The following is a 19,720-nucleotide window of genomic DNA, read 5'->3' on the forward strand; positions in this document are numbered from 1 at the left end:
AAGGAATGAGACAGGTGGCCAGTAATCAAAACTATCAGTTCACATTAACAATTAAACATACGGACTATATTGTCAGGGATCACCGGGTGCATGGCACCCGGATTATACCCGGTGTCACATTTTTAGATATGATATACCGTATGGCGCTGAGCAAAGGTTTGCCTATTGAAGAACTCGAGTGTCAGAATATTTTGTATTTGGAACCTGTAGCAACATCGGATACCTTTGACAGAGAAATCCGCATCCGTTTTCAGGGATTGGAACAGGGATGGGAAATTCAGGCGAAGAGCAGAAAGGTAAAAGATGACCGCATTCTGGATGAAAGCTGGGATGAGAATATGAACTGCAGGCTCATGCCGAAAATCCCGGAAAGCATGAGTTCAATCAATATTGATGAAATTAAACATGCCTCCGCCCGTGAAGCTGATATGGAGATATGTTATGACTATTTAAAAAAGGTTGATATAGAGCATTTTGAATTTATGAAGAGTCTGGGGAAGGTTTATGCGTCTGACCATTCTGTACTTGCAGAGTTGACGCTCAGCCAAATTGCCAATCAATATAACGGCTATTTTCAATTGCATCCCACTTTTCTTGATGCGTCTACCATCATATCGATCCTTTATCAGGCATGTCCCGAATATTTTACACAAGGATCTCCGGCAAGCCGGATGAAAACGTATATTCCCATTCATATTGAATCTTTCCGTATGACGAAGCGCCTGGAAGACAGGTGTTATGTGTACATAAAGAAGCAAGACCAAAATCATGATTCAGGGGATGTCATCCAAGTAAGTTACGGTTTGTACGATGCACACGGGGAGATGATCGCTTATTTTACGCGGCTGTCTGTGAAACATATTCGCTCAAAAGATTTAATTGAAAACCTGAAGCAGACTCGTTTGGAAACTGAAGCGGCTTCTCAGCCAAAAGACAGCCTGATCAGAAAAGATTCAATCATAAATCGAAGCGAAAGCATCGAGACACACCTTAAAGAATTAATATCCGGGGTTTCAAATATAGATCTGCGTGACATAAGGACAGACATTGGTTTTTATGAACAGGGCCTGGATTCAGCTTCTTTGCTTGCCATTGTCAAAGAACTTGAAAACAAAACAGGGGAACAGCTGTATCCTACACTCCTGTTTGAGCAGAAAACGATCCGGGAACTCGCCGCGTATATTAAAGAAAATCAAAAAATGTCCAGTTATTTCTTAACGCAAAATCAACCGGCTGAAAAGCCTGACATGAAAGAAAGTAAGAACGAAAATCTTTTCGCTCTTATAACAGAAGGAGACATTCAGCAGCTGATCGCAGATGTCAAAGGGACTGCCCCTGAAACACTCTCTGTGGTAAAAGGTTTTTATGAACAAGGCCTCGATTCCGTAACACTTATGCAAGCCGTAAAGGCATTGGAAGAGAAAACAGGCAGGGAACTGTACCCTACTTTATTGTTTGAGTATCCGACGATTCAAAAACTTGCAAACTATTTTGCAGAGAGCGGCGAAAAGACGTCCGTTGAAAAAGACCTCCCTCTTCATCATGGAGAGAATCATACGGCTCTGGCCTATTTAACGCCGCATTGGAGACAAAAGGCTGCCGCTTGGGACCCGAATTGCGGAAATAAAAAGAAAAGAACATGCCTGCTGTTTCAATATGACAGAGAGCTTTTTCATTTTATGCGGGAAAATGCTGAAAATGGATTCGAAAATACACAGATCATTCTCGTTTTATCAGGGAATCGTTTCTCCTATCACGGAGACGGTGTTTATGAGATAGATCACAGGGAGGAAGCTCACTTTGACAGGCTTGCAGCTGATCTGAAAAAAAGGGGGCAAATGCCCGACACCGTGGTTTACGGGTGGCCGGAAGGGTCATTTGCCGGCCCGGAAAAAATAAATGAACAGCTTTCTAAAGGGGCTTACCCGCTATTCTTTTTCAGCCGGGCATTGATGCGCAGCAAGGCGGAAAAAAAGGTTGTATCGCTTTTCCTTTATCCGTCGGACCATAAAAATGATCAGCCGCTTTACGCTTCAGTCCATGGCGCAGGGCAGTCTATTTTGCTTGAGAACCCGAAACTGGCCCTTAAGACAATCGGGATATCAGTTTCAGACAAGTCATCGTTGCCGGATCTCACAGCTGAAATCATCAGATGCGAATCAACTGAAGCGCATCCGGGAGAAACCGATCTTTATTATGAAGGAAATGTGCGCTGGGTCCGTGCCTTACGGGAAGCGGAACCGGCTCAAAACTCAGGTTTCTCCTTTAAAGAAAACGGAGTATACATGATTACAGGAGGGGCCGGCGGCTTAGGCCTTATATTTGCAGAACATATCGCAGCCCAAACGAAAGCCAATATTATTTTAGCGGGCCGTTCTGAACTTACGGAAGACAAAAAGAACAAAATCAGCCGAATGAAAGCAGGCGGTTCTTCGGTTCAATATATAAGAGGTGATTTTTCAGATAGCCGCGATGCAGAGCGAATCATAAAAACCATTAAAAGGCAATTCGGAGAAATCAACGGTGTGATACACAGTGCCGGTGTGACGCACGACGCTTTATTGATTCAAAAATCAAAAGATGAAATCCAGGAAGTGATCGCTCCGAAAATAAATGGGACGGTCTTATTGGACAGCTTGCTGCAAACCGAACCTTTGGACTTCTTTGTGATGTTTTCATCAAGCAGCTCGATGTACGGGAATATCGGTCAGACGGACTACGCATTGGCCAACCGGTTCATCGATCTTTTCGCTGAGTGGCGTGAAGGAATGAGGCGGAAAAAAGAACGCTCCGGCGTCTCAGTAGCCATCGGCTGGCCGCTATGGGAAGACGGCGGCATGAAAGTGGATAAACAAACTGAAAAATGGATGAAACAAAAAATCGGTATGGTTCCTCTTAGTAAAACCAATGGGATCAAAGCTTTTCAAGATTCACTCTCTCTGAACGCATCACAGCTGATCGTGTTTGAAGGTGACAAAGAAAAATTGAAATCTGCACTTCAAGATACCTTCATGGAGGATGAAAGCCGTGAGATCCAAATAAATGAAACAGCTGATACAAGGCATCAAGACATTGCCATTATCGGATTAAGCGGGAAGTATCCGATGGCTGAAGACTTACCTGAATTTTGGGAGAATTTAAAGAGCGGAAAAGATTGTATTACAGAAATCCCGCCTGACCGCTGGAATATGGATGATTTCTTCAGCGAAGACAGAGATATGAAAGGGAAGTCTTACAGCAAGTGGGGAGGTTTTATCAGCGGAGCCGATCAATTTGATCCGCTTTTCTTTCATATTTCCCCAAGGGAAGCAGAACTTATGGATCCCCAGGAAAGGCTCTTTTTAGAAACGGCCAAAAATTGTTTTGAAGACTCAGGATACCCGAGAAACATGCTGGAAAAGATGAAAGTCGGTGTATTTGTCGGTGCAATGTGGGGCCAATATCAACTATTTGAAGGAGAAGAAAATGGAGTGGCTTTCTCGCCGGCTTCCGTCTATTCTTCAATTGCCAATCGGGTGTCTTATTATTTTCATTTAAAAGGTCCGAGTTTGGCTCTGGATACAATGTGCTCTTCATCACTGACCTCTATTCATTACGCATGCCAAAGCATACATTGCGGAGAGAGCGATATGGCATTAGCCGGCGGAGTGAATTTGTCAATACATCCGAATAAATATAAGTTCCTCAGCATGGGACAGTTTCTATCAAGTGACGGCAGATGCCGGAGTTTTGGAAAAGACGGAAGCGGTTATGTTCCCGGTGAGGGAGTCGGAGCCGTATTGTTAAAACCATTGAAAAAAGCAATAGAAGATCAAGATCAAATATACGGTGTGATTAAGGGAAGCGCCGTTAATCACGGAGGAAAGACGAGCGGATATTCCATACCGAATCCGGATGCGCAGGCGGAGGTCATTTCAGAAGCGCTTCGTAAAGCTGACATTGATCCGAATACCGTCAATTATATTGAAGCGCATGGAACGGGTACGTCATTAGGCGATCCGATTGAAATTCAAGGACTGAAAGATTCCTATCAACTGAATCATCCTTGCGCCATCGGTTCGGTGAAATCAAATATCGGACATTTAGAATCTGCGGCAGGAATCGCTGCGGTAACGAAAGTGCTTCTCCAAATGAAGAATAAGCAGCTTGTTCCTTCTCTGCATTCCGATATTGTTAATCCGTTTATAGATTTTGAGCAGGTTCCTTTTCAAGTGCAGCGGAAAGCGGCTGAATGGAATATTCCGCAAAACAGCAATGCTGTTCATCCTTTGAGAGCCGGGGTAAGCGCTTTTGGGGCAGGAGGGACAAACGCGCATCTTATATTGGAAGCGTATGAGCCGCCAAAAGCTTTTGATCATCAAAGCGGCCGAGTGATCTTTGTTTTATCGGCTCAAGACAAACAACGGCTGATAAAGTATGCGAAGGTTATGGCTGATTTTCTATCAGAAAATGAATCGAAAGATAACAATCATAAACTGCGTCTTCAGGATATTGCCTATACACTTCAGACGGGACGCGATCATATGGAAGAACGGCTGGCGATAGTGGCAGATTCCGGGCAGGTCATTGCTGAAGAGCTCTCAGCTTATATCAGGGGTGAAAAAAGCAGCTTGAGCTATACCGGTAATACATTCGAATCAGAAGTTCACAATGAAATGCCTCACGTTTGTTCAGATTACGCCGAAGCAGCATCCAAATGGGTAAATGGAAGAAAGATAGATTGGGAGACTTTTGAGGTGAATCGGAATGCTCGCAGGATTTCTATTCCGGGACAACCGCTGATCAAACAGCGGTATTGGATAGCGGAAAAAGGGGAAACGCTTGTTTCAACAGATGTGAGTAAGCCGACTCACCCTTTCTTGGGGAGTAACACGTCCGATTTTAATCAGTTCAGTTTCACGAAAAAAATCAGCCGTAATCATCCGTTCGCACTAAGTCTGTCTGAAGGAAATGTGTCCTTTTTCCCTTATGCATCTTTGGCTGAAATGGCTATCGTCAATGCAGCGGCGGCATTTGGACAACCAGTTCATACATTAACTGATTTATTGTGGACCGAAAGCATGAACGGAATGACTGATATACGGGAACTGATGATTACGCTGACGCCTGAGCGCGGCTTTGCGCGGTTTGACATATATGCAAACACAAAAAATGAGAATAAAGTACGTCTTGCCAGGGGAAATGCGCATATTGTTAAGCCTGAAAGCGGTATGCTTCCTGAAGCGCTTGATATTGCTGAAGTCAAATCAGAAATGACTGAACATCCTGCTGAATCGCCTTTTGTCATTGAATCAGCGAAAAACAGTGACGGAATGCTGTCGTTTCATTCATTGCCGGATGAGCTTTATGCAAAAAGAGAGAATTTTACGATCTCTCCTGAAGCGCTTGAGTCCGCAATTCAAGCCAGTGCGTTTTTTGTCAGCGGAGAAACCTTCCCGGAATTGATCGGAATGGGAGCGGCGGATGTCTATCAGCCTCTCGCTCAAAATTTTTATGTCTATACTCAAAAAGAGAACCGGCAGAACAGCCGTGATGTAACGTGTCATATGACATTTACAGATGAAAACGGAAGCATTCTGGCAGAGTGCAGAGATGTGAGATTCAGATATGGTCATAAAAAAGGCACTGTTCAGACGGACGACGAACTCATTCGTCTCCTGCGTCAATTAGAAACCAATGATATTGATCAGAAGGCTGTATTGAAACAATTAATGGGGGAAGAATGATGAACGGAAAACGTGAACAAATCAGCGATATTCTTGATCTGATTCAATCAGGACAGATATCGGCTGACGAAGGCTATGCCCGTGTGACATCCATTCAGAATCAAAAATCACGGGCATCGAACCATCCGCTTTTTTATTACAAGCCGGAATGGACAGAATCGTTCATTCCGAATAAGAAGAGCGCACCCTTGACGGGATTGCTCCTGATTTTTGCAGAAAATGAACGGCAAATACAAGAATTGAGCGGTTTGTTTAAGGACTGTACTCTCTTGTTTGTTATCCGCGGAAAAGAATTTGCTGTTTTACATGATGATACGATTTGTATGAACCACGTGAAAAAAGACGATTATCTAAAGCTGTTCCGGTACATTCATGATCATTATCAGCTGCCCGAAAAGATTCTTCACTTGTGGTCTGATTCTCAGGCTGACATGAGTAAGGGAGGTATACAGAAACAATTGGAAAACGGATTGTTTTCTCTTCTGTTTATTACACAGGCGCTGATTGAACTAAAATGGAAAAAGATAATAAAACTGACGCATATTTTTCAAACTGAGAATAAAGAACAACTGCCGCTGCATCATGCTCTCGGCGGATTGGTGAAAACCGTTCACCAGGAACACCCCAATTTTCACTATCAGATTATCAATATCACGCAATCAGAGGGTACGGGAGCCGCTCTTCCAGCAATAGCGGATATATATCAGAGAGAGTGTGACGAAAAACGGGATATCCATTTTGAAGTGCGCTATGAAAACGGCAGACGTTTTACGAAAAGCTATAATAAAGCCGGCTCATTCGATTTAACCCAGCCGCTGAAACATCATGGGAATTATCTGATTACAGGAGGCCTGGGCGGTCTCGGTTATATATTGGCAAAACATCTGTCGGAAAAATGGAAAGCGAATCTCATATTGACGGGGCGCTCTGATTTAACTGAAGAGCAGGAGAAAAAGATCGAATATTTAAGAAGTTCAGGTTCAACAGTTGAATATATCCGATCTGATGTTTCAAAACAAAGTGATGCTGAACGGATGTTTGCTTTTGCAAAAGAGCAGTTCGGCACCTTACATGGAGTATTTCACAGTGCCGGCGTACTCCGTGACTCTTTTATCTTAAGAAAGACAAAAGAAGAAATTGATCAAGTCACAGGTTCGAAAGTTTTTGGCACGTTGTGGCTGGCGGAAGAAATCAAAAAAATGAAAGTTGAATTACTTGTCTTGTTTTCATCCACATCGGCAGTCTTCGGCTCAGCCGGCCAATGTGACTATGCTTTCGCCAATGCCTGTTTGGATCAGTATGCAGCAGTTATGACCGCAAAAGAGTCTGCCGGAAGGGTAGTGTCAGTCAATTGGCCGCTATGGACTTCCGGCGGGATGAATATTGACGATGAAGGAATATCCTACATGAAACAGGAACTCGGTCTTGACCCGTTAGATGACGGTGACGGAATACAGGCCCTGGAGAACAGCTTGTGTCAATCATCTGAACAGCTGATTGCCCTGAAAGGCCGAAAAGAAAAGATTGAGGATGTGCTGAAGCGTGCCGGTACAATCAGCTTACATTCAGACCAGCAGGAAGATGCCGATTTGAAAAACGATGAATTAAGACAAAATATCATCAGTTATCTGAAAAATATAATGTCCGAAGAATTGAAATTACCTGCCTCACTCATAGATGAAAAACAATACCTGGAGAAATACGGCATTGATTCAGTGATGATCATGCGTCTGACCAAAAAGCTGGAGCAAAGTATCGGCAGATTGTCGAAAACATTGTTTTTTGAATATCATTCAATATCGCAGTTAGCCGAATATTTCCTGAGTCATCACAGCGAACGAATGATGAAACTGCTGAACCCGGCCGGCACATCTGAACTTGTTTCATATCAAAAAAAGCAAAAAAGAAAACCAGTGGAAACAAAAGCGCCGGTACGCTCTGAAGAAGATTCAAAAGAGCACATTGCGGCCGATCCCCTTTCTGCTGATATAGCGATTATCGGTGTCAGCGGCAGATACCCGGGTGCGGAAAACATCAGGGAGTTCCAAAATGTGCTGATGAATGGACGGGATTGCGTAAGCGAAATTCCTGATGACCGGAAGGAAATGCTCGAGGGAAGCTGCTATAAGTGGGGAGGTTTTCTGAAAAATCCAGATCGGTTTGATCCTTTATTTTTCCGGATATCACCGAAAGAAGCGGCTTTTCTTGATCCTCAGGAACGTCTCTTTTTAGAGACAGTGTACAATACCATAGAGGATGCGGGTTATAAACCTTCAGATCTGACCCGCAAAAAGGTCGGAGTTTTTGCAGGCGTCACATATGGAAGCTATCAATTTTTCGGCGTTGAAGAATCACTTAAAGGAAATGAACTGGCCGTCGGGTCTCCATTTTCTGCAATAGCAAACAGAATATCGTATTTCTTTAACTTTAAGGGGCCGAGTATGGCGGTTGATACAATGTGTTCATCCTCTCTTAACGCCATTCACTTAGCCTGTGAAAGTATACGAAGAGGAGAAAGCACACTTGCTGTTGCGGGCGGGGTCAATCTTACGCTTCATCCGAATAAATATACATTATTAAATCAAAGCCGCTTCTTTGCAAGTGATGGCCGATGCCGTACATTCGGCGAGGGCGGTGACGGTTATGTACCGGGAGAAGGAGTGGGATCCGTACTTTTAAAGCCGGCGGCGGAAGCGGTAAGGGACGGAGATCATATTTATGCGCTGATTAAAGCGACAGCGGTCAATCACGGAGGGAGAACAAACGGTTTTACGGTTCCTAATCCGAATGGTCAGTCTGAACTGATACAGGACGCGCTTCAGAAAGCTTGTATTGACCCTCGTACAATTAGTTATATTGAAGCTCACGGAACGGGAACTGCTCTGGGAGACCCGATTGAGATCACCGGGTTAACAAAAGCGTTTCGGGAATTTACGGAGCACACTCAATATTGTTCCATCGGTTCTGTCAAATCAAATATCGGCCATCTTGAGGCCGCAGCGGGAATTGCCGGTTTGACAAAGGTTCTTTTGCAAATGAAACTGAAAAAACTGTTTCCTTCCATACATGCGGAGACGCTGAATCCAAATATTGATTTTAAAGCATCTCCTTTTTATGTACAGCGGTCATTGCAAGACTGGAAGAAACCGAAACTGCAGGAAAACGGAAAAACAGTAACTGTTCCGAGAAGAGCGGGGATCAGCTCATTCGGAGCGGGAGGAACGAATGTTCATATCATTATAGAAGAATATGAAGAAACAAACGCCTCAACAGAACATGTTGAGAACGAACCGCATATTGTCCTGTTATCTGCCAAAGACAATGAACGTCTTCTTGAGTATGCCGAAAACATGAGAGATTTTATCCAACGTTCACTAAGTCCTGAAGTAAAGGATAAACAGCCTGATATGGAAGAAAAGGTGAATGAAGTACTCAAACCGTTTGTTTCGGAATTGCTTCATATCCATCCGGAAGAAATTAATATTGCTGATCACCTGAGTGAATTTGGCGTAGGTCCTTTGGAATTAAGCCGGATGGCGGATTTTATTAACGAAATGTTTCATATTGAACTCACGATGTATGAATTAACTGATTGCCCCTCCATTCAAGCGGTTACTGAATACTTATTGAAGGAATATGCCGGAGCGATAAGAAACATGTTCCCGAATGAAGTGATGGAAGCCGGCCAATCGGAAAGCGTCGTTTTACGGGATCTGGCATACACTACACAATCGGGCAGAGAAGCGATGGAGGCCAGAGCGGCGATCACCGGTACCTCTCTTAAAGAAATTAAGGATAAATTATTTGAGTTTTGCCGCGGTGACAAGCAAGTTCCAGGCGTATATGTTAATCAGCAATCAGCAGATGCATTTGCTGAAAAAATGAAGGCGTTAACGGAAGGCAGAGCAGGTGAATTGTTTGTAAAGACCATTATTGAGAACGGTGAAGCGGAAAAGCTGGCTCAATTATGGGTTTGGGGGGCGGATATCGATTGGAAAACCGTTCATCAACATTTACAGCAGCCGGGTAAACGGATCTCAATTCCGACTTATCCGTTTGCGAAAGAACGTTATTGGGTTCCGTCCAGGACTGAGAAGACAGAGATCCCTCAGCATTCTTTTCAACATCACTTGCAAAAAAAATGGAGGGAGAATCCGTTTGTAAATCCATCCGAAACAAAAGAGTACGGACTGACAGTAGTATTTGTAAATCAAGACACAGAATCAATTGCCCGCACCATTTGTTCGGATATAGATCAGGAGAATCTGATTGTCATAAAACATCACTCTTCATTTATAAAACACTCTGATCAAATGTTTGAGTGTTCTTTATTAGATGAAAACCACGCATACGACGTTATCCGTGAGATCTTCTCGGGCGGTGAGCGGCAGGTCGAAAATATATTTGATTTCTCAGATATCGGAAACCAGAGTGAAAATCAGAACGGCATCCCATATGGTAAATTCTTATTTATACAAGAAATAATTAAGAGGAGTAAAAAGGAAACACCATTATCCATTTTACAAATCACCAATGGCTTGCAGGTATTTAAAGCGGAAAAACCAAAGCTGACGGGGGCAGAATCAGCGGCTTTTCTGAAAGCCCTTTCTGCGGAATACGGCTTTGTTCATGTGAAAACAATAGATATAGACAGCATGAAAGAAACGTATGAGCTGAAACAAATCTTTGAGAATGAAAGGGCGCAATGTACCGGAGAGAATGAAGTATGCTACCGCAGCGGCGTCAGATATGTTCCGTATTTTGAAGAAGAAAGAATCCATACTGGCGAGCCTGTTTCATTTCCTGCGGATAAAGCCATCGTGATTACCGGCGGGACAGGGGGCATTGGCAGAGCAATAGCTGAAGATTTGGTGAAACGGGGAGTGAAAAAACTCGTACTGACGGGTACGCGTCCATTACCTTTGCGAAGTGAATGGGATCATTTGCTGAAAGAGGGCAGACAGGACGAAAAGACAGTCAGCAATATCAAACTGTTTCAAAGTTTTGAAGAGAAAGGTGTCAACTATCTGTATTACAGCGGTTCTCTCACAAATGAAGAGAAGCTGCGTTCATTCTTTCACCAAGTAAGCCTTGAATTTAAAGATATAAGCGGTGTCATACACTGTGCCGGACTGCACAGCGGCGGAAATCCGGCCTTTATTCATAAAAGAATGAGTGAATTTAAGACGGTGTACGGGCCGAAAGTCACTGGACTTCAGAATTTGGAGCGGATTTTTAATAATAGGCCGCTGGATTTCTTTATTCTATTTTCATCAATTGCTGCACAGTCACCCAAACTGTCGAAAGGAATGACTGATTACGCGTCGGCAAACGCATATATGGACTATTTCGCGGCTTATCATTTTCAAAAGGGGAGAACGTATTTCACGTCCATCAATTGGCCGAGCTGGAAAGAAGTCGGAATGGGTACTGTGACGAGTCCTTTATATGATGAATTGGGATTGGACTCTCTTTCCACACGGGAAGGACTGGCGATTTTGTATCATGCACTGGAGAGAAAATCGGCCAATATCATTCCTATCGCGAAAAAAGGAACAGTGTTTCATGCAGACAGTCTCCTGAACATCAATAAAACCGGCGGAGCTTCGGTTCCAGTCCGAAGACAGGAGACTCCCGACACTTTTGAGCGTTCAGAAGGGCTTGTCAGTGAACTTTCTGCCGTATTTGCCGAGGAATTGAGCATTCCCCTTGAAAAGCTTAACCCAAATACGGATTTTCAGGAATACGGTGTGGATTCTATACTTCTTGTCAGCATAATACATCGTATAGAAGCAATGATTCAGAAAAAAATTGACCCTACTGTGCTTCTTGAACACAACACGATTCATGGTCTTGCGGAATATATCGGTAAGACGGCGCCGCCGTTGAAAAAACAAATCGAACAGACTGATTCTCAAAGCAGCAATCAGCAAGATATGCAGTCTGTGACGAGCCGAAATACAGAACTTCAGACGGCTTCCTCTGCAAAGATAGCTGTTATCGGAATCGGATGTAAGTTCCCTGGAGCGGCTGATAAAGAGGAATTTTGGGACAATCTGAGAAAAGGGAAGAATCATATTAAAGAAGTACCTGATTCCCGGTGGAATATAGAAGAAAATTACTCTCCGGTGCAGCAAAAGGGAAAAAGCATCAGCAAATGGGGAGGGTTTATCAATGGAATCGGCAGCTTCGATCCGGAGTATTTCCGCATGGAAGAGGAGAAAGCCATCCAAACGGACCCGCTGATAAGACATTTCTTAGAAACGAGTGTACAGACTGTACGGGATGCCGGTTATGAAGAAACGGAATTATCGGGAAAAAAAGTCGGCGTATTTGTCGGTTCCAGAATGGGCGGCTACGGTCACAAACTGCCGAAAGAAAGCAGCAGCCACATCGTCGGGCTTAGTCAAAACTTTATTGCTTCACATGTGTCGCATTTCTTTAATTTTCACGGTCCAAGCATGGTTTCTGATACCGCTTGTTCTTCTTCATTAGTCAGCATTCATTTAGCCTGCCAAAGCATAAAAAACGGTGATTCAGAGATGGCGCTGGCAGGAGGGGCGGATCTGCTTTTGGATGAAATTCCTTACCTGATGTTAACAGAAGGAGGAGCTCTTTCGCCGGACGGTCAGTGTTTTACTTTTGATGAAAGGGCAAACGGCTTTGTACCCGGAGAGGGTTTTGGCGCTGTTCTGTTAAAACCGCTGGAGAAAGCAAAAGCAGACGGAGATCGGATATACGGTATCATTGAAGCATCAGCTATTAATAACGACGGTGCGACAATGGGAATCACGACCCCGAATCCTAAGCTTCAAGAGCAGGTTATTCAAGATGCATTTGAAAAAGCCGATATCACTCCCGGATCAGTCAGCTACGTCGAAACTCACGGCACAGGCACGATGATTGGAGATCCGATTGAGCTTCAGGCTCTGACAAAAGTATTCCGAAGAGACACAAACAAAACGCAATTTTGCGGAGTAGGAAGTGTAAAAACCAATATCGGACACTTATTAAGCGCTGCCGGAGCGGCAAGTTTCATTAAAGTGATTTTATCAATATGGCATAAGGAAATTCCGCCTACATTGAATTGTGAAACGCCAAATCCCCGCTTTGAATTTGAAAAGTCGCCTTTTTATCCGAATACAGAACTGAGAAGCTGGAAGGATGGAAAACGGAGGGCGGGCATCAGCGCTTTCGGTTTTGGCGGAACAAACGCCCACCTTTTGGTAAGCGGCCTGGATGATTCATATCATTCCGTCAGAAATCCGCTGCCGCCTGCCGAGTTTGTCAGAAAAGAGTACTGGCCGGATTCAAATCGGAAAAAACAAATCAAACAAAATAAAAAACGGCTTCTTGAAATTATTGATGAAACAGAGTAGCACCTGCTCTGTTTCTTTACTTTGTAAAAGAAGAAAGGTTGTCGAGTTGCATGAGGTTCAGCGTATTAGTCAAACATGACGATTATATTGTTTCAGACCATGTCCTTCATCAAGTGCGTACGATACCCGGCGTAACGTATCTGGATTTAATAACCCGATTTTTAGCTGAGAAAGGGATATCCCCCCGAAGTTTTGAAATCAAACATGTTTTATTCCGTGAACCTGTTGCGACGTCAGTCCATTTTGATAAAAAAGTCAGCTTCCAGTTTACGCAACAAGAAAACGGCTGGCTTGTTGAAACAACAAGCAGGAAATGGGTCGCTGAAAAGGCGGAAGGTGAAGCGTCAGTCAACTTGCAGGCGGAAATCATAAGAAAAAATGCGATAAACGAAAAGACAATTTCAATCGAAGAATTAAAGAAAGGGGCCGTCCGGACTACGGATGCTGAATCCGCCTATCGTAATTTGCGCAGAGGCGGCCTGATTCATAAAGATTTTATGAAATTGGAAGGTACAGTATATGAAGGTGAAAATTATATTCTGGGAGAGGTCAGTTTAAGCGGACTTTCAAAAGAATATACGGATGACTTTTACATGCATCCCGCATTTTTGGATGGGTCTCTCAGCTTGTTGGGAATCCTTACATCAGACTTGCCGGATGAAGGAACAAATGCGTTTATCCCTATATATATTGAGACGTTCCGGGCACTGCATAAAACAACTGGGTCTTGTTTTGTGTATATTGATAAAAACAGTATAACGCAGCCGCCTTCTAAAGACATTTTATATGCGGACATAGAAGTATACAGGCCTGATGGAGAGCTTGCTTTTTATTATGAGCGATTCGGTGTGAAAAGAGTCAGAAATGAAAAATCAATACAAAGGCTGGAGCATTCCCAAAAAGCTAAAGAGATCGGCAGCGCAACGAACAATAAAGAAATGATCAGAAATAATTTGATCCAAGAGATAGCCGGCATGATTGAAAAACCTGCAGAAACAGTGAAGAATGATATTTCCTTTTACGAGATGGGCTTGGATTCTAAACAATTATTAGACTTATCCAAAAAATTAGAACTGATGTTAGATACAAAGCTGTACCCGACTTTATTATTTGATTACTCCACAATCGGTGAATTGACGGAATATCTGCAGGAGAAATACGGAGCCGACATTACAGACTCTATCTCTGTTACAGTTCAGCACCAAGACAGTCATAAAACATTAACAGATGAGCTGTCATCCATTATTGGAGAGGTTACAAACACACCGCCAAATAAAGCGGACAAACACCAATCTTTTTACGAACTGGGTCTTGACTCAAAACAGCTGCTGCATATATCGAAAATTCTCGAGGAAAGATTGGATACACAATTGTATCCGACATTGCTTTTTGATTATAACAATATTCATGATTTAGCGGCTTATTTAGAAGAAAAATATGATGTGCGTAATACGCCGGCCGCAGCTTTTAAAGAAAAAACGCAAACGAAAGAGCCGTCTGAAAAGCCGATGCTTGAATCTTTGTATTTACAAAAAGAATGGATAGAATCGCCATTAAAGTCCGGAGAAGTACCTAAGGAAAATACATTGATTTTCGATTTCGACAGTTCATTGAGTGATGAAATCCGAAAGTACATCGGCAGTGAAAATGTTATTTATGCGGAAGCCGCCGATGAATATGAAATGGTAAATGAAAAGCATTATAAATTTAATCCGGAGCAGTCTGCTCATTACACCAGACTGTTAGAAGATATGAAAAAGTCCGGAGCGTTTCCGGCGTCAATCATTCATTACCTGTCAAAAAAAGCTTATACTGAAGCAGCGTTAGATCTGACTCACAGCTTTTATTCAATTCTTTATTTGAGCAAAGCTTTGATCCATCAAAAAGTAAAAGAAAACATCAACATTCTGTACGTACATGACAAGGGTCAATATACAAATCCGGTTTACGCCGCGATTGGAGGCTTTTTTAAAACGCTGAATGCGGAGCAGCCGAATATAAAGTGTAAAACGGTTGAGATTTCTTCAAGACAAACCATTGAAAAAGCACCTTTGCTTCTCAATGAATTAAGTGCCGGACATCATCAGGCTGTGAAATATGACGGCGATCAAAAAAGGTGGGTGACAGCATATAAAGACGCTTCGCTGCAAACAGGACAAAAGGCCGCAAAGTTTGCAAAAAACGGGGTGTATCTCATCATCGGAGGGTTAAGCGGCATCGGCTGGATTATTTCAGCGTTTCTTTATGCAAATCACGAAGCCAGCGTTATCATTGCCGGGCGATCGAAAATGACAGCAGACATGGAAGAAAAATTAGACAGCATCCGCTATGACGGGGCAAGCATTTCTTACATTCAGGCTGACATGTCAGATAAGCAGCAGGTCATCAAGTTAGCGGAAAAAATTCATGCTGATTATTCCGAAATCAACGGGGTCATTTACAGTGCAGGCGTGTTAAAAGACTCTCTCATTATGAATAAAACAGACGCGGAAGCTCAAGCGGTGCTGCAATCAAAGGTCAATGGTGTGATTCATTTGGATGAAGCGCTCAGAGATATGCCTTTAGACTTTTTTGTTTTGTTTTCTTCCATCTCCTCAGAAATCGGAAGTCTGGGTCAAGCCGATTACGCCTACGCCAATCGTTTTCTGGAGCATTTTGCCGAGTGGAGGGAATGTATGAGAAAGGCGGGGGGGAGATCAGGAAAAACCATCGCTGTAAATTGGCCTTTCTGGAAAGACGGAGGCATGTCAGTTGATCCCGGCATTCAAGATATTATGAAAATGGAGTACGGACTTCACCCATTAGAAAATACTGCCGGAATCAAAGCATTTGAACACTCGCTTCTCGGCCAAGGCCACCAGCTGATCGTGTTATACGGAGAAAAAGAAAAAATACAAAACGATTTCAAGCCGTTATCCGCCCGTTCAGCACCGCCTCTAGTAAGAGATTCAGCGATTGCAGCCGATTTTGATGCTTCGTCAATCGTTACGGGAGAAGCTGAAAGTCCTTTCCGAATACTCGGCACGGCTTCCAATCGTCATCTCGACGATTATTTGCATTATTGGAGCAGACTGAAGAAAGGAGCCCTTCAGCACGATCAAAGCGATGCCGCAAAAAAACTCATCGCTTTTTACCAGACAGAAGAAACGGAAACCGTTCATTTTCTGGCAAACACAGAAAATGCCCGGCATATGGAAATATTGATGAGCGGTAAGGGCGAAACAATTTTACTGATTTGCGGTTTTGCTACCACTGCTTACATGTGGAAAGAACAAATGAAGGAATGGGCAGATCAATTTAATGTAATTGTCATACACACACCGGGTTACGGGCTGAGTGAGGGGAGCGCCGATTTTACACTGAGCGGGCTGGCTCAGACTTTTATCGAAGTGCTGAACGAGTTAGGGGTTGCTTGGCCGATCCACATTGCGGCAGCTTCTTGGGGAGGCATGATAGGGCAGAGGATAGCCTATGAATACCCCGAAAAAGTAAAAACACTCATTCTTTCCGGAAGTTACACCGAATACGAAGAAGACCCTGAAAGCAGTGTCGAGGAAAAACTGAAAAATGATTTTATAGCTATAGGAAAGTCGCATGAATATGAAAGTTTATACAGTAATCAATTCTTAAATGCTTCTATTGAACGTTTTATGAAGATACATCAACAAGAAGGCTATTCTACAATCGGCTTTTTAAAAGACATTCATACAAGAACGCTTATCCTTACGGGTGAGAAGGAAAGCGTAGTTGATCAGAAAGAAACAAAAAGGCTGCGGAAACTGCTGAGCAATGCAGAATTAAAGAAAATTAAGGGAGCGGGGCATCTTCCGAACATCACACATCCGGAAGAATTTAATAAAGCGGTCTCAGAATTCATCAAGAAATCGGTAAGTAAAGGATGAAAACGATACATACAGTACAGGGGGAGAAAACAATGAAACAAACAATAAGCAATCCGGCATTTGATATGAAACAAATTAACGCTCTTAACAGCCATTATCAGACGATGATAGACAATGGAGTTCTGCAATGTGCGAGTTATATGATGTCAAGAGGAGGTGAGGTTTTTGCAGCTGAGTCGTTAGGGGAATTTACCGGCGGACAAAACGAAAAGCAAACATTTCAGCTTGATACAATCAGAGAAATCGGTTCTTTGACAAAAGTGTTTACCGCTGTAGCCGTCATGCAGCTCGTCGAAAAAGGTTTGCTTGATCTGAAAATGCCGGTCAAGCTCATTTTGCCTGCGTTTGATAAACCGGGTTTCGGAGAAATTAAAATTTTGCACCTTTTGACTCATACGGCGGGATTAAGTTTTGAGCTGGATATTCAAAAGGCTGAAGGCATTGACTTAACGAATGAGGAAGAATGGATAAACTATCTCGTCAGTACGCCTTTGGAGTACGGAGCGGATGAAGCATGGAACTATTCCAGAACCGGTTTTGTTATACTTGGCATCATTATTTCAAAAGTAACAGGCGTATCCTACGAACAGTATGTAACAAAGCATATTATTGAAGCGCTAGGATTAGAAAGAACGTATTTTTATGTGCCTGATGCTTTAAAAGAAGAAGTTTGTGTGATCAATGAGCACGAGTGCGTACAGCTGGAAAAAAGTCATCACCCGTATTTTCCGAATAAAGCGACAAGCGGTCTGTACTCTTCGTTGCGAGATATTTGGAAGTTGGCTGAAATGTTTAGAAATAAAGGCAGATTGAAAGATAAGAAGCTGCTTGGAAGAAAAACAGTCGAAGCTATGCTGAGAAATCAAATAAAGCCGGGTCTTCCTTTTTACTTCTTCGGAGCGCCCAGGGAGGAAGGCGGCTTTGGTTTAGGCGTTAATTTGTGGCCGGCCGGTGACCATTATTTCATGACAGAAGGCACCTTTTCACATCTTGGAATGGGTTGGTGCGGCATGTTTTCTGATCCAGCCGAAGATTTTACGTATGTATTTTTCACTCCGATTTCCGAGTTTCATCCTCATGCCGTGCTGACGCCGCTGAATATCGTGTGGGCGGGTATTGAATAATTAGACAAAAGCATCGTCCCGTCTGTTCGGCAGGCGGGACGATTGCTAACTGCCCGTTTTTATTCCGCGGCATCTTTTCAAAGCCCGCCCCTAAGTTAAATAACTTAATTTACTCTTTGTAATTTTTTTTAATTATAGTACAGTAGAGCATTTTTATAATACAGTTTAAAGTCTTTTATAGTACAGTTTGGCGCAATATGATCTTAAGTTTTATAAGCGGTTTCAAAATGAGGTTATAAATGATTGACGGCTTTGTTTAATTACTGTAAACTATGGTTGTTGATCATATTGTACTAATAAAAAATCTTTTTTTATTAGTACAGTTTAAACGTCATTATCTTTGCTTAAGCGCTATGTGAATTTCTGAATGATTAATTTTAGAATTGCAGAGCATGATAAGACTGTTTTTAATACGGATGGCTAAACGGTATCCTAACCCTGTTAAATCAAAAGAAGAGGTGGTTTAAAAAATGGCTGCAAAGACAAAAACTTCAATTGTTGATAGCAAAAAACAATTTGATGCTATTCATAAGCAGTTTGAAACGTTCCAAATTTTAAATGCTGAAGGAGAAGTCGTAAATAAAGACGCAATGCCTGATCTTTCAGATGATCAGTTAAAGGAATTAATGAGAAGAATGGTGTATATCCGCATTTTAGACCAGCGTTCAATTTCTCTTTCCCGTCAAGGACGTTTAGGTTTCTATGCACCGACAGCGGGCCAGGAAGCTTCTCAAATTGCATCACACTTCGCGCTTGAACAGGACGACTTTATCCTTCCGGGTTATCGTGACGTTCCTCAGCTGATTTGGCACGGGCTTCCTTTACACCAGGCATTCCTGTTCTCAAGAGGCCATTTTAAAGGTAATCAGATGCCTGAGGGAGTAAATGCTTTATCACCTCAAATTATTATTGGTGCTCAAATTATTCAAACCGCAGGTGTAGCTTTAGGTCTTAAAAAGCGCGGTAAAAAAGCGGTAGCTATTACTTACACTGGTGACGGCGGAGCTTCTCAAGGTGACTTCTATGAAGGAATGAACTTTGCCGGAGCATTTAAAGCGCCAGCGATCTTCGTTGTTCAGAATAACCGCTATGCGATTTCAACTCCTGTAGAAAAGCAATCATCCGCACAGACAATTGCCCAAAAAGCAGTTGCCGTCGGTATTACAGGTGTTCAAGTAGACGGAATGGATGCACTAGCCGTTTATGCTGCAACCGCAGAAGCACGCCAGCGCGCAATTAACGGTGAAGGTCCGACTCTGATCGAAACTCTTACATTCCGTTACGGACCTCATACAATGTCCGGTGACGATCCGACTAAATACCGTACGAAAGAAATAGAAAATGAATGGGAGCAAAAAGACCCGCTCGTACGTTTCCGCAAGTTCTTGGAAAACAAAGGACTATGGTCTGAAGAAGAAGAGAACAAAGTGATTGAACAGGCCAAAGAAGAAATCAAACAAGCTATCAAAAAGGCTGACGGCGAATCAAAACCGAAAGTAACAGAGCTGATTGAGAATATGTTTGAAGAGCCGACGTTCAACTTGAAAGAACAACTTGAAATTTACAAAGCGAAGGAGTCGAAGTAAGCC

Annotated in this window: 5 protein-coding genes; all 5 read left to right on the forward strand. The window is 42.9% G+C overall.

What is annotated here, in order from left to right; translation table 11 throughout:
* Positions 1-14 precede the first annotated feature (14 nt).
* Positions 15-5,726, forward strand: a complete 5,712-nt coding sequence (locus SB724_RS02880) for a type I polyketide synthase (protein WP_410570024.1) — start codon at positions 15-17, stop codon at positions 5,724-5,726.
* Positions 5,726-13,105: an SDR family NAD(P)-dependent oxidoreductase gene (locus SB724_RS02885; protein WP_410570026.1), complete on the forward strand. Its 7,380-nt coding sequence runs from the start codon at positions 5,726-5,728 to the stop codon at positions 13,103-13,105. Before SB724_RS02880 ends, SB724_RS02885 begins: the two co-directional genes overlap by 1 nt.
* A gap of 50 nt (positions 13,106-13,155) precedes the next feature.
* Positions 13,156-17,007, forward strand: a complete 3,852-nt coding sequence (locus SB724_RS02890) for an alpha/beta fold hydrolase (RefSeq protein WP_410570028.1) — start codon at positions 13,156-13,158, stop codon at positions 17,005-17,007.
* Positions 17,008-17,039: 32 nt separating this feature from the next.
* The gene (locus SB724_RS02895) at positions 17,040-18,131 is read left to right on the forward strand and encodes a serine hydrolase domain-containing protein (protein ID WP_410570029.1); all 1,092 of its coding nucleotides are present in this window, start codon (positions 17,040-17,042) and stop codon (positions 18,129-18,131) included.
* Positions 18,132-18,601: 470 nt separating this feature from the next.
* Positions 18,602-19,717 carry a pyruvate dehydrogenase (acetyl-transferring) E1 component subunit alpha gene (gene pdhA, locus SB724_RS02900; protein WP_007611171.1) on the forward strand — a complete coding sequence of 372 codons (1,116 nt, stop codon included), beginning with the start codon at positions 18,602-18,604 and terminating at the stop codon, positions 19,715-19,717.
* The last annotated feature ends 3 nt before the right edge of the window (positions 19,718-19,720 follow it).

Source organism: Bacillus sp. SIMBA_031, from assembly GCF_046535225.1.
In the GTDB taxonomy this organism is placed as follows: Bacteria; Bacillota; Bacilli; order Bacillales; family Bacillaceae; genus Bacillus; species Bacillus velezensis.

Excerpts from the sequence above, each read along its gene's own strand:
- SB724_RS02885 (WP_410570026.1), top strand. The coding sequence starts at position 5,726 with ATGAACGGAAAACGTGAACAAATCAGCGATATTCTTGATCTGATTCAA.
- SB724_RS02890 (WP_410570028.1), top strand. The coding sequence starts at position 13,156 with ATGAGGTTCAGCGTATTAGTCAAACATGACGATTATATTGTTTCAGAC.
- SB724_RS02895 (WP_410570029.1), top strand. The coding sequence starts at position 17,040 with ATGAAACAAACAATAAGCAATCCGGCATTTGATATGAAACAAATTAAC.
- pdhA (WP_007611171.1), top strand. The coding sequence starts at position 18,602 with ATGGCTGCAAAGACAAAAACTTCAATTGTTGATAGCAAAAAACAATTT.